Annotated in this window: 13 protein-coding genes; 11 read left to right on the top strand and 2 right to left on the bottom strand. The window is 72.6% G+C overall.

Annotation, left to right across the window (positions count from 1 at the left end; translation table 11 throughout):
- Positions 1 to 43 precede the first annotated feature (43 nt).
- From ACH4C6_RS31870 to ACH4C6_RS31830, 9 genes are all read left to right on the top strand, one after another.
- Complete coding sequence (locus tag ACH4C6_RS31870; RefSeq protein WP_398112183.1) at positions 44 to 706, top strand: UbiX family flavin prenyltransferase; 663 nt, start codon at positions 44 to 46, stop codon at positions 704 to 706.
- A gap of 62 nt (positions 707 to 768) precedes the next feature.
- Positions 769 to 1,224 (top strand): Lrp/AsnC family transcriptional regulator, encoded by a 456-nt coding sequence (locus ACH4C6_RS31865; protein ID WP_398112129.1) that lies wholly within the window; start codon positions 769 to 771, stop codon positions 1,222 to 1,224.
- Between the two features lie 38 nt (positions 1,225 to 1,262).
- The gene (mqnE, locus tag ACH4C6_RS31860; protein ID WP_398112128.1) at positions 1,263 to 2,426 is read left to right on the top strand and encodes an aminofutalosine synthase MqnE; all 1,164 of its coding nucleotides are present in this window, start codon (positions 1,263 to 1,265) and stop codon (positions 2,424 to 2,426) included.
- 72 nt (positions 2,427 to 2,498) lie between these two features.
- Positions 2,499 to 3,149 (top strand): UdgX family uracil-DNA binding protein, encoded by a 651-nt coding sequence (locus ACH4C6_RS31855; RefSeq protein ID WP_398112127.1) that lies wholly within the window; start codon positions 2,499 to 2,501, stop codon positions 3,147 to 3,149.
- A 16-nt stretch (positions 3,150 to 3,165) separates the two neighbouring features.
- Positions 3,166 to 3,690, top strand: a complete 525-nt coding sequence (locus ACH4C6_RS31850; protein ID WP_398112126.1) for a GNAT family N-acetyltransferase — start codon at positions 3,166 to 3,168, stop codon at positions 3,688 to 3,690.
- A gap of 93 nt (positions 3,691 to 3,783) precedes the next feature.
- Positions 3,784 to 4,083, top strand: coding sequence for a DUF4229 domain-containing protein (locus tag ACH4C6_RS31845; protein WP_398112125.1), 300 nt, complete (start codon positions 3,784 to 3,786; stop codon positions 4,081 to 4,083).
- A gap of 143 nt (positions 4,084 to 4,226) precedes the next feature.
- Positions 4,227 to 4,328, top strand: coding sequence for a putative leader peptide (locus ACH4C6_RS31840; RefSeq protein ID WP_398112124.1), 102 nt, complete (start codon positions 4,227 to 4,229; stop codon positions 4,326 to 4,328).
- A gap of 67 nt (positions 4,329 to 4,395) precedes the next feature.
- Positions 4,396 to 5,718 carry a dicarboxylate/amino acid:cation symporter gene (locus ACH4C6_RS31835; protein WP_398112123.1) on the top strand — a complete coding sequence of 441 codons (1,323 nt, stop codon included), beginning with the start codon at positions 4,396 to 4,398 and terminating at the stop codon, positions 5,716 to 5,718.
- Positions 5,719 to 5,812: 94 nt separating this feature from the next.
- The gene (locus ACH4C6_RS31830; RefSeq protein ID WP_398112121.1) at positions 5,813 to 6,478 is read left to right on the top strand and encodes a TetR/AcrR family transcriptional regulator; all 666 of its coding nucleotides are present in this window, start codon (positions 5,813 to 5,815) and stop codon (positions 6,476 to 6,478) included.
- Here ACH4C6_RS31830 and ACH4C6_RS31825 read toward each other — a convergent pair.
- Positions 6,466 to 7,317, bottom strand: a complete 852-nt coding sequence (locus tag ACH4C6_RS31825) for a MaoC family dehydratase (protein ID WP_398112120.1) — start codon at positions 7,315 to 7,317, stop codon at positions 6,466 to 6,468. The genes ACH4C6_RS31830 and ACH4C6_RS31825 overlap by 13 nt on opposite strands.
- Positions 7,317 to 8,624: a 3-oxoacyl-ACP reductase gene (locus ACH4C6_RS31820; RefSeq protein ID WP_398112119.1), complete on the bottom strand. Its 1,308-nt coding sequence runs from the start codon at positions 8,622 to 8,624 to the stop codon at positions 7,317 to 7,319. The genes ACH4C6_RS31825 and ACH4C6_RS31820 overlap by 1 nt, the downstream gene beginning before the upstream one ends.
- A gap of 105 nt (positions 8,625 to 8,729) precedes the next feature.
- On the opposite strand from ACH4C6_RS31820, the gene ACH4C6_RS31815 reads away from it, so the two are divergent.
- Complete coding sequence (locus tag ACH4C6_RS31815) at positions 8,730 to 10,019, top strand: acetyl-CoA C-acetyltransferase (RefSeq protein WP_398112118.1); 1,290 nt, start codon at positions 8,730 to 8,732, stop codon at positions 10,017 to 10,019.
- A gap of 232 nt (positions 10,020 to 10,251) precedes the next feature.
- Positions 10,252 to 12,168 carry an AMP-dependent synthetase/ligase gene (locus ACH4C6_RS31810; protein WP_398112117.1) on the top strand — a complete coding sequence of 639 codons (1,917 nt, stop codon included), beginning with the start codon at positions 10,252 to 10,254 and terminating at the stop codon, positions 12,166 to 12,168.
- Positions 12,169 to 12,248 lie beyond the last annotated feature (80 nt).

The following is a 12,248-nucleotide window of genomic DNA, read 5'->3' as shown; positions in this document are numbered from 1 at the left end:
GCCGGATAGGCTCGGTGTCGTGAACCCAGTCAAGCCAGGCGAGATGCCGCGTACGCCTTGGATCGTAGGGGTGTCCGGTGCCTCGGGCACTCCGTATGCCGCCGCTGTGCTGCGGGCCCTCATCGCCGCGGGCGAGAGCGTCGACCTCGTGGTGTCCCGGGCCTCCCGGCTCACCCTGCTGGACGAGACCGGGATCTCCTTCCGGGACGCCCACTGGCAGTCCGACCTGCGCACATGGCTCTCCCGGGGCGCCGACGGCAAGCCGGGCACCTTCTCCGTCGACATCGACTCCGTACGGCACTGGAGCGCCGGCGACCTGGCCGCCGGTCCCTCCTCGGGGTCGTACCCGACCAAGGGCATGCTCATCGTGCCCGCCTCGACGGCGAGCGTGGCCGGGGTCGCGCTCGGGCTGTCGAAGGACCTGCTCCAGCGGGCGGCGAGCGTCACCCTGAAGGAGGGCCGCAAGCTGATCGTGGCCGTGCGGGAGACCCCGCTGAACGGCCAGACCCTGCGGCACCTCGTCACGCTGGACGACGCCGGCGCGATCGTCGTGCCGGCCTCACCCGCCTTCTACGCGGGGGCGACGCACATCCAGGACCTGGTGGACTTCGTCGCCGGGCGCGTACTGGACGCGGCGGGCGTGCCGCACAGGCTCTACCGCCGTTGGCAGGGTGAGCTCGGCGGCGGGGCGCAGCGCGCCGACTGAGCACGACCGAACCCCGAACCCCTCGGACTCAACGACAACTTCAGCGGAAGGCTTCGATCGCAATGGACGCGGTGGACAGGCAGCTCATCCAGGCCCTGAGGGAGAACGGCCGGGCCTCCTACGCGGAGCTGGGACGCCTCGTCGGGCTGTCGGGACCCAGCGTCACCGACCGCATCAACCGGCTGGAGGCGGCCGGGGTCATCACCGGCTACCGGGCCACCGTCGACGCCGCCTCGCTCGGCCTCGGCGTCACCGCCCTCATCGGCATCTCGCTCTCCGACGCCACCGACCACGAGGACGTGGCGCAGCGGCTGAAGGACCTGTCGGAGATCGAGGACTGCTGGTTCATCGCGGGCGACGACTCGTACATGCTCAAGGTGCGCGCGGCGGACGTGGACGGCCTGGAGCGGATGATCCGGCGGCTCAGCGGCATCGAGGGCGTCTCCCGGACGCGCACGACGATCGTGCTGTCCACGAAGTGGGAGAACCGGGTCGGGGAACTGCCGGAAGAGATGTAGCCGTACGGTTGGGTCGTCGTCGTAGAAAGGTGTGGGCAATGGATCTCGGGCTCAAGCGCGAGCTGGAGGAGAAGGTCAGGGCCGGTGAGCGCCTGACCCGTGAGGACGGCATCGCGCTGTACGAGTCGGACGACCTGGCCTGGCTCGGCGGCCTCGCGCACGAGGTGCGCACCCGCAAGAACGGCGACGTCGTGCACTTCAACGTCAACCGTCACCTCAACATGACGAACGTGTGCACGGCCTCCTGCGCGTACTGCTCCTTCCAGCGCAAGCCGGGGGAGAAGGACGCGTACACGATGCGCATCGAGGAGGCCGTCAAGCTCGCGAAGGCGATGGAGTCGGAGAACCTCACCGAGCTGCACATCGTCAACGGGCTGCACCCGAACCTGCCGTGGCGGTACTACCCGCGCTCGCTGCGCGAGCTGAAGGCGGCGCTGCCGCACGTCTCCCTGAAGGCCTTCACGGCGACGGAGATCCACCACTTCGAGACCATCTCGGGGATGAGCGCCTCGGAGATCCTCGACGAGCTGATCGACGCCGGCCTGGAGTCGCTGACCGGCGGTGGCGCGGAGATCTTCGACTGGGAGGTCCGGCAGCACATCGTGGACCACCGCACCCACTGGGAGGACTGGTCCCGCATCCACCGGCTCGCGCACGAGAAGGGTCTCAAGACCCCCTGCACGATGCTGTACGGGCACATCGAGGAGCCCCGGCACCGCGTGGACCACGTGCTGCGGCTGCGTGAGCTCCAGGACGAGACCGGCGGTTTCCAGGTCTTCATCCCGCTGCGGTACCAGCACGACTTCGTCGACATGCAGGACGGCAAGGTGCGCAACCGCCTCCAGGCGCGGACGCAGATGGCGACCGGCGCGGAGGCGCTGAAGACCTTCGCGGTGTCGCGGCTGCTGTTCGACAACGTGCCGCACGTCAAGGTCTTCTGGGTCATGCACGGCGTGCAGACGGCGCAGCTCGCGCTCCAGCACGGCGCGGACGACATGGACGGGTCGGTCGTCGAGTACAAGATCACGCACGACGCGGACAACTACGGCACGCCGAACAAGCTGACGCGTGAGGACCTGCTCGATCTGATCCGGGACGCCGGGTTCCGGCCGGTGGAGCGCAACACGCGGTACGAGATCATCCGGGAGTATGACGGGCCCGACCCTTCGCTTCGCGAGGCGCCGCAGGCCATGCGGGTGTGACTGTTTCAGCTGCAGGTGCGTGGGGGCTGGGCGCGCAGTTCCCCGCGCCCCTGGGTGGGGTACCCGGAGGGCATGGCCGGGACCTCGGCGCCTGAGGACGCCTACACCGCTGAGCCCTTCGTTCCCCGGCGCGGCGGGCTTCCCGCCCTGCGGGAGGCCGCTGCCGGGTGCCGGGGGTGTCCGCTGCACCGGGATGCCACGCAGACCGTGTTCGGGGCGGGGAGCGCGGACGCCCGGGTGATGCTCGTGGGGGAGCAGCCCGGGGATCAGGAGGACCGGCAGGGCAAGCCGTTCGTCGGGCCGGCCGGGAAGCTGCTCGACCGGGCGCTGGCCGAGGCCGGCATCGACCCGGGCGAGGCGTACGTCACCAATGCCGTCAAGCACTTCAAGTTCACCCAGGCCGAGCCGCGCAAGCGGCGGATCCACAAGGCGCCGACCCTGCGGGAGGCGACCGCGTGCGGGCCGTGGCTGGCCGCCGAGCTGGCCGTCGTCGAGCCGGAGCTGATCGTCGTGCTGGGGGCCACCGCCGGGAAGGCGCTGCTCGGGTCCTCCTTCCGGGTCCCGCAGGTGCGCGGGACCGTGCTGGAGGAGGAGATCCACGGGCGCCCCGAGCGGTTGGTGCCCACCGTCCACCCCTCGGCGGTGCTGCGGTCCGACGACCGGGAGGCGGCCTACGCGGGGCTGGTGTCCGACCTGGACGTGGCGGCCCGGGCCCTGTCGTAATAGCTAGAATCGGCGCATGCCCCTTACCTTCACGCTCGATCCCGCCGTCACCCCCGAGCTGCGGGACGGCATCCTCGCCCTGTGGACCGACGTCTCGAACGCCGGCGGAGCGGTCGGGTTCGTGCCGCCGGTGACGCCGGAGGAGATCCGGCCCGTGCTGGTCAGGCACTTCGCGTCGATGGCGGAAGGGCAGGTCAGGCTGCTCGTCGGGCACGACGGGGAGGGGCGGGTCGCGGCGACCGCGTTCCTGACGCTCAACACCCACCACCTGATGACCCACTGGCTGTGGCTGTACACGGTGATGGTGCACCCGCGCCACCAGGGCAAGGGGTACGGCCGCGACCTGCTCGCGGCCGCCGCGGACGCCGCCCGGGGGATCGACGGGATCGAGGCGATCCGGCTGACCTGCCGCGGCGGGCTCGGACTGGAGCGCTTCTACGCCTCCTGCGGCTACAAGGAGGTCGGCCGCATCCCGGGGGCGATCCGGGTGGCGCCCGGGGACGACCGGGACGACGTCGTGATGCTGCTCCCCCTGGGCTGACCCCCGTGCCGGAACCGGCCGTCCGGCGTGCTTCACTGGACGGTGCCCGTTTGGGTGCGTTCTGGCCGTTCGAAACCGGAAGAGTGGATTGAGATGCTCCGCTACACGCTGATGCGCCTCGGTGTCTTCGTGGGCTGCCTGGTCGTCGTCTGGGGCGCCGTCTACTCGGGTATCGCCCCGCGCGGCCTGGGCGACAGCAACGGCCTGTGGGTCGTCCTGCTCGCCCTGCTGATCTCCGCGCCGATCAGCTTCGTCGTGCTGCGCAAGGAGCGCGACCGGGCGTCCGTCCAGGTCGCGCAGCGGGTCGACCGCATGAAGGCGAACCTGGACGCCAACCGCAGCCAGGAGGACGTCGCCGACGACACCGCCCGGGCCCAGGGGCAGACCTCGTAGGAACCCTCCCTTTCCGGCGTACAGCGCCCCGTCTCCGTACCTGTGCGGACACGGGGCGCTTTGCCTTGTATGGGTGTGTGTGTCCCGTCACCTCTCAAAGCTAGGCTTTGGGGTCCTCAAAGCTCCGGTGTTAAGGTCGTTGTATGACGTCAGCAGTCGCGCCCTCGTTGCCCCCGAGCGTTCCGCTCGTGGCGCGGCTGCACGTGGATCTCTGTCGGTGCGCGTCCGCTTTCTGTCGTCCCTGACGTAACGCAACACCCCGTCGTCCCCACGTCAGCTCCCCCCTACGCGTCCCCCCAACGGAGTCGGTCCGTGTCCTCACACACGAAGTCCTTCAAGGTGCCCTTCTGGGCCCAGATACTCGCCGGTCTCGTCCTGGGTGTGCTGCTCGGCTGGCTCGCCCGCAGTCAGGACCTGTCCTGGCTGGTCACCACCCTGGAGAAGGTCGGTGACACCTTCATCGGCCTGCTGAAGCTGGCCGTCGCCCCCCTCGTCTTCTTCGCGATCCTGGTGTCGATCACCAACCTGCGGAAGGTCAACAACGCGGCCCGCCTGGCCTCGCGCACCCTCCTGTGGTTCATGATCACCTCGCTGATCGCGGTCAGCATCGGCCTGGTCATCGGCCTGGTCACCAACCCGGGCTCGGGCACCGGGCTCACGCCGAAGGACGGCGCGAAGCCCGAGCACACCGGCTCGTGGATCGACTTCCTGACCGGCATCATCCCGACCGACGTGATCACGCCGTTCACCGAGCTGAACGTGCTCCAGATCGTGTTCATGGCCGCCGTCGCCGGTATCGCCGCCCTCCAGCTCGGCGAGAAGGCCCAGCCGATCCTCACCCTGAGCGAGTCCGTCCTCAGCCTGCTCCAGAAGGCGCTGTGGTGGGTCATCCGGCTCGCCCCGCTCGGCACGATCGGCCTCATCGGCTTCGCCATCGCCACCTACGGCTGGGACCTGATCGGCAAGTACGCGACCTTCACCGCCGACATCTACATCGGCTGCCTCCTGGTGATGTTCGGCGTCTACCCGCTGCTGCTGGCCACGGTCGCCAAGACCAACCCGGTGCAGTTCTTCAAGGGCGCCTGGCCCGCCATCCAGCTGGCCTTCGTCTCCCGCTCCTCGGTCGGCACCATGCCGCTGACGCAGAAGGTCACCGAGCGCCTCGGCGTGCCGAAGGAGTACGCCTCCTTCGCCGTGCCGTTCGGCGCCACGACCAAGATGGACGGCTGCGCCGCGATCTACCCGGCGATCGCCGCGATCTTCGTCGCCCAGATCTTCGACATCCAGCTGGGCGTCGGCGACTACCTGCTGATCGCGTTCGTCTCGGTGGTCGGCTCGGCCGCCACGGCCGGTCTCACCGGTGCGACGGTCATGCTGACCCTGACCCTGTCCACCCTCGGCCTGCCGATGGAGGGCGTGGGCCTGCTGCTCGCGATCGACCCGATCCTCGACATGATGCGCACGGCCACCAACGTCGCCGGCCAGGCGCTGATCCCGGTACTGGTCTCCGCCCGGGAGAACCTGCTCGACCGGGACGCCTACGCCACCGCCGACGGCTCCTCCCTGGACGAGCCGGCCGACGAGCCGGCCGACGAGCCGCGCGACAGCACGGAGCGTGTCCCCGCCGCCGTGTGACAGCACGGGTGACGTGACGCGTGGAGGGCCCCCCGGGCCGCCCCGGCCGGTTTCCGGCCGGTGGCGGACCGGGGGGCCCGTACGCTTGGGCGCTATGGGTGCCGTGAAGACCAAGCGGATGCCGCGTGTGGTCCGTGAGCAGCAGATGCTGGACGCCGCCGTGCAGATCTTCGGCCAGCGCGGCTACATGACCGCCTCGATGGACGAGATAGCCGAACTCGCGGGCGTCTCCAAGCCCTTGGTCTACCTGTACCTCAACTCCAAGGAAGACCTCTTCACCGCCTGCATCCGCCGGGAGGCCGCCGCCCTCGTCGAGGCGGTGCGGGCCGGGGTCCGCCCGGACCTGCCCGCCGACCGGCAACTGTGGGAGGGCCTCGGCGCGTTCTTCGCGCACACCGCGGAACACCCGGACGCCTGGTCGGTGCTGCACCTCCAGGCCCGGACGCACGGCGAGCCCTTCGCCGCCGAGATCACCGCCATGCGCGCCGAGATCGTCGCGTTCGTGACCGAGCTGATCCTCGCCGCGGCCCGGGAGGCGCACCGCAATCCCGAGCTCCCCGAGCGCGAGGTCGCCGGACTCGCCGAGGCTCTGGTGGGGGCGGCCGAGTCGCTCGCCGCCTGGGCCAACGCCACGCCGGGCGTCACGGCCCGCCAGGCCGCGGCCACCCTGATGAACTTCTCCTGGGCCGGGCTGGGCGACCTGATGGCGGGCCGGCCCTGGTCACCGCCGCAGGACCGGCCGGAACCTCACGCCGGGTAGACGTCCCCCGAGAGGTGCAGCCGCTCCCGCGCACCGCGCAACGCGAACCGGCCGCCCTTCGCCGCGTACGTCACCGTGCCCGGCAGCAGCACCGGCGCCCGGAACCGCGCCCGTACCGAGCAGCGGTCGGGCGTGCCGTGGGCGGCCAGGCAGCGGGCCACCGTCCACATGCCGTGCGCGATCGCCCGGGGGAAGCCGAACAGCCGCGCGGTGAGCGGGTGCAGGTGGATGGGGTTGCGGTCGCCGGAGGCGGCCCCGTAGCGGCGCCCCACGTCCCCGGCGAGGCGCCACTCGGCCACGGCGGGCAGCGGTTCGGGCTCCTCCTCGCGCGCGGGTCCGGACACCCGCCGCACGGGGTGGCGGGCCAGGTAGGTGCTCCTGGACTCCCACACCGGCTCCCCGCCGTCGTCGCGCACCTCGGTGACCACGGTGGCCTCGGTGCCGCGCCGGTGCGGGGACAACGCCTCGACGTGCACCAGGAGTCCGTAGCGCCCGGTCGCCGGCATCGGCCCGTGCCGCGCGACCTCGATCGAGGTGTGCACCAGGCCCAGCAGCGGCAGCGGGAAGGCCCGTGCGCTCATCAGCCGCATGGCCAGCGGGAACCCCAGCACGTGCGGGTAGGTGACCGGCAGGGCGTCGTCCCCGGTCGGGAACCCGCAGACCCGCTCGTACGCCGCCAGCCGCGCGAGGTCCACCCGCAGCCCGGGCAGCACGAGCCGGGTGCGCGGGAACGCGGCGTCCGGCGAGGGCCGCTTGGCGGGTGACAGCAGCGCGCCGCGCGCCAGGAGCGGGGCGAGGGACGGGGAGGTCCGCAGGACGAGGTCGGTGGGGCCGCTCATCACGCCCCCAGCAGGCTCTGGCCGCAGACGCGGACGACCTGGCCGTTGACCGCGCCCGACGCCGGATGCGCCAGCCAGGCCGTGGTCTCGGCGACGTCGGCCGGAAGCCCGCCCTGGGCCAGGGAGTTCATCCGCCGGCCCGCCTCCCGGATGAACAGCGGGATCGCGGCCGTCATCGCCGTCTCGACGAAACCGGGCGCGACCGCGTTGACGGTCACACCGTGCTCGGCGAGGGCCCGCGGCGCGAGCGAGCGGACCAGGCCGACCACACCCGCCTTGCTCGCCGCGTAGTTGGTCTGGCCCGCGTTGCCCGCCAGGCCCGCGATCGACGCCGTCGCCACGACCGACCCGCCGCGCCGCAGCGCCCCTGCCTTCAGCAGGGCGTCCGTGGTGCGCAGCACGCTCGCCAGATTCACCTCCAGCACGGAACCGAAGCGCTCGGCGGGCATGTTCACCAGCCGCCGGTCCCGGGTGATGCCCGCGTTGTGGATCAGCAGGTCCAGGCCGTCCGGGAGGGCGTCGGCGATCCGGGCGCCCGCGTCGGCGGCTGTGATGTCGAGGGGCAGCGCCGTGCCGCCGAGCCGGCCGGCCAGGCGCCGGGCGTCCTGCGCGGCCTGCGGCACGTCGAGCACGACGACCCGGGCCCCGTCCCGCGCGAGCGTCCCGGCGACGGCCGCACCGATGCCGCGGGCCGCACCGGTGACCAGGGCGGTACGCCCCGCCAGCGGGCGTTCCCAGTCCAGGGCGGCCGGCGGCTCCTGCCGCGCCCCGACCTCGATCACCTGACCGCTGACATAGGCCGACTTCGGCGACAGCAGGAACCGCAGCGTGGACTCGGCGGCCGTGGCGTCGGTCAGCCGGACCAGGTTGACCGTCCTGCCCCGGCCGATCTCCTTGCCGAGCGAGCGGGTGAAGCCCTCCAGGGCCTGCTGGGCCGCGGCCTGGTGATGGTCGGCGGGGTCGGGCGGAGCGCCGAGCACCACCACGCGGCCGCTCGGGACGACCGAGCGCAGCACCGGGTGCAGCGCCGCGTGCACCTCGGCCAGTCCGTCGACGTCCCGCACCCCGGTCGCGTCCAGCACGACGGCGGCCGCCCGGTCCGGGCCGGCCGGGCCCAGGCCCGTACGGGCCAGGACGGGAGCCGCGTCCAGGGCGGACCGCCCGGCGGTGAGCAGGCGCAGGCCGCCCTCCAGGACCGGGTGTTCGGGGGACCAGCGGGCCAGCGGGGCCGGCTGCGGCAGCCCGAGCCGGCGCGTGAGGAAGCGGCCGGGCGCGGTACCGGTGAAACGCAGATAGCGGTCGGCCATGGGCAACTCCCGGGTCCCGGTGACGGCGCTGGACGCTCACACATGCTTACTTCGGAGTAAGGTTACCGGAGGTAAGGCTACGTCACGGACGAGGAGCAGGTCGAGATGAGCCCCCAGCAACTGGCACCGTCGGTACGGCGCGTGGCGATCCTCGGCGGCGCCCGCATCCCCTTCGCCCGCTCCGACGGTCCCCACGCCACCGCCTCCGACCAGCAGATGCTCACCGCCGCCCTGGACGGCCTCGTCGAGCGGTACGGCCTGCAAGGGCCGGGCGCGGTGGGCGAGTTCGTCGCCGGAGCGGTCCTCAAGCACAGCCGCGACTTCAACCTCGCCCGCGAGAGCGTCCTCGGCTCGGCGCTGGACCCCCGCACCCCCGCCTACGACATCCAGCAGGCCTGCGGCACCGGGCTCCAGGCCGTCATCGCCGCCGCCAACAAGATCGCCCTCGGGCAGACAGACTCGGCGATCGCGGGCGGCGCCGACACCGCGAGCGACGCCCCCCTCGGCGTCAACGACTCCCTGCGCCGCATCCTGCTGGCGGCCCGCCGGGCGAAGACCCCGGGCGGACGGCTGAAGGCGCTGGCGAAGGTGCGCCCCCGCCACCTCGTCCCCGAGATCCCGCGCAACGCCGAGCCGCGCACCGGGCTGTCCATGGGCGAGCACGCCGCCGTCACCGCCCGCGCCTGGGGCATCGGCCGCCGGGCCCAGGACGAACTCGCCGCGGCCAGCCACCAGCGGCTGGCGGCGGCGTACGAACGCGGCTTCTTCGAGGACCTGGTGGTCCCCTTCCGCGGCCTCGACCGCGACCAGAACCTGCGGCCCGGCTCGACGGTGGAGCAACTGGCGGCGCTCAAGCCGGTGTTCGGTCTCGACCAGCCGGAACCGACCATGACCGCCGGGAACTCCACCCCGCTGACCGACGGCGCGGCCACCGTGCTGCTGGCGAGCGAGGAATGGGCGCGCGAGCGCGGGCTGGCGCCGCTGGCGTATCTGACGGCGTACGAGACGGCGGCCGTCGACTTCGCCGCAGGGGACGTGGCCGGCGGTGAGGACGGGCTGCTCATGGCGCCCGCGTACGCGGTCCCGCGCATGCTGGAGCGGGCCGGGCTCGCCCTGGACGACTTCGACCTCGTCGAGATCCACGAGGCCTTCGCCTCCCAGGTGCTGGCCACCCTCGCGGCCTGGGAGAAGCGCGGCCTCGGCACACTCGACCGCGCCCGGCTCAACGTGGCCGGCTCCTCCCTCGCCACCGGGCACCCTTTCGCCGCCACCGGCGCCCGGATCGTGGCCACCCTCGCCAAGCTCCTCGCCGAACGGGACGCCCCCGCCCGGGGCCTGATCTCGGTGTGCGCGGCGGGCGGGCAGGGCGTGACGGCGGTGCTGGAGCGCGCCTGAGCGGGACGGCCCGGCACCGGAGGTGAACGACCCTCAGGTAACCCCCGAGCATGCACAGGCCCGGCGCCGGACCATCCCCGAACACGCACAGACCCACCACGTGAACGCCGTACGATCCCGTTCCTACCGTCAGTAACCCCCCGCCCGGGTCACGCCGGTTGAGCGCCTCGGCGTGCGAGGCACGTACGTCATGCAGCAAGCAGTTCCCCGCTGCACGCCCCAGGAGCCGCCCGTGTCCACTGCCCCTTCCTCCTCTGCCCACGGCGACGTGTACGGCGGGCCGGTGCCGGTCGAGCCCGAGGTGCGGCGGCTGGACGGGGCGGTGCGGGAGGCGTCCGTGCCGCCCCTCGCCCCGCCGTGGACGCACGGCTCGCTCGCCGACCTGCCGTTCGACAACGCGAGTGCCGACCCGGGGGCCGTCGCCCTCAGCCGCAAGGACGCCGAGGGGCGGTGGAGCGACGTCACGGCCGGCGAGTTCGCCGCCCAGGTCCTGGCCGTGGCGAAGGGGCTGATCGCCGAGGGGCTCGCACCGGGCGACCGGATCGCCGTGCTGGCCCGCACGATCTACGAGTGGACCGTCCTGGACTTCGCCGCCTGGGCGGCCGGACTGGTCACCGTCCCCGTCTACCCCACGTCCTCGGCGTTCCAGACCCGCTGGATCCTCCAGGACTCGGGGGCGGTCGCCCTGGTCACCGAGACCGCCGCCCAGGCCGCCGCCCTCGGCCCCGAGCGCGAGCGCCTGCCCGACCTGAAGCACCTGTGGATCGTCGAGAAGGGCCATGTGGACCGGCTCGCCGAGGCCGGGGCACGGCTGGCCGACCCGGAGGTCGAGGTGCGGCGCGGCATGCTCGGCCCCGACACCCTGGCCACGCTCGTCTACACCTCCGGCACCACCGGCCGCCCGAAGGGCTGCGCGCTCACCCACGGCAACTTCTTCGCCGAGGTCGACAACGCCATCGAGCTGCTCTACCCGGTCTTCCGGGCCAGGACCAGCGAAGAGGCCTCCGTCCTGCTGTTCCTGCCCATGTCCCACGTCTTCGGCCGCATGGTGGCCATCGCCTGCATCCGGGCCCGCGTCCGGCTGGGCCACGCGCCCAGCATCAAGGCGCAGGACCTGCTCCCGGACCTGCAGAGCTTCCGGCCGACCTGCCTGCTGGCGATCCCCTACATGCTGGAGAAGGTCTTCAACTCCGCCCGCGCCAAGGCCGAGTCGGCCGGCCGGGCCGCGACCTTCGACCGCGCGGCGGCGGTGGCGCAGCGTTACGGGGAGGCCGTCGAGGCCCGCCAGACGGGCACCGGGCCCGGCCCCACCCGCGCTCTCAAGGCCGCCCGGGCCCTGTACGACCCGCTGGTCTACCGCCGGCTCCGCGGCGCCATGGGCGGCCGGGTCCGCTACGCGATCTGCGGCGGTTCCCCCCTCGGCCGCCGCCTCGCCGCCTTCTACGCCGGTGCCGGCATCGAGATCTTCGAGGGCTACGGCCTGACGGAGACCACGGGCGCCTCCACGGTCACCCCGCCCCTCAAACCCCGCCTGGGCACGGTGGGCTGGCCCCTGCCGGGCACCCGGGTGCGCATCGCCGCCGACGGCGAGATCCTCGTCGCCGGCGACCACGTCCTGCGCGGTTACTGGGACCCCCGGGCCGGCGGTGTCGTCCCCGCAGCTCCCGACGGCTGGCTCCCCACCGGCGACCTCGGCGCCCTGGACGACGAGGGCTACCTCACGATCACCGGCCGCAAGAAGGAGCTCCTGATCACCGCGGGCGGCAAGTCCGTGGCCCCGGCACCCCTGGAGAATTGGCTGCGCTCGCATCCGCTGATCTCCCAGTGCCTCGTCCTGGGCGACGGCCGCCCCTACGTCACCGCCCTCATCACCCTCGACCCCGACGGCATCACCCACTGGCGCCAGATGAACGGCAAGCACCCCGTGCCGCCCGCCCTCCTCGCCGACGACCAGGAGCTGCGCGCGGTCCTTCAGCGGGCCGTCGACGAGGCCAACAAGATGGTCTCCCGCCCCGAGTCGATCCGCCGGTTCGCCGTCCTGCCCGTGGACTTCACCGAGCAGGCCGGCCATCTGACCCCCTCGATGAAGCTCCGCCGCGAGGCCGTCCTGCGCGACTTCGCCGCAGAAGTAGAGGGCCTCTACACCTAGATGCACCTTCGCGGAGTCTTCACACGGGGTTGTTGACGACGCACCGTGCCGCCCCGTTGGCTTTCTGCCACGTCGACGCG

Origin of the sequence: Streptomyces sp. NPDC017943 (assembly GCF_044328425.1) — a bacterium.
Classification (GTDB): Bacteria; Actinomycetota; Actinomycetes; order Streptomycetales; family Streptomycetaceae; genus Streptomyces; species Streptomyces djakartensis_A.
This window is presented reverse-complemented; position numbering and strand designations above follow the sequence as displayed.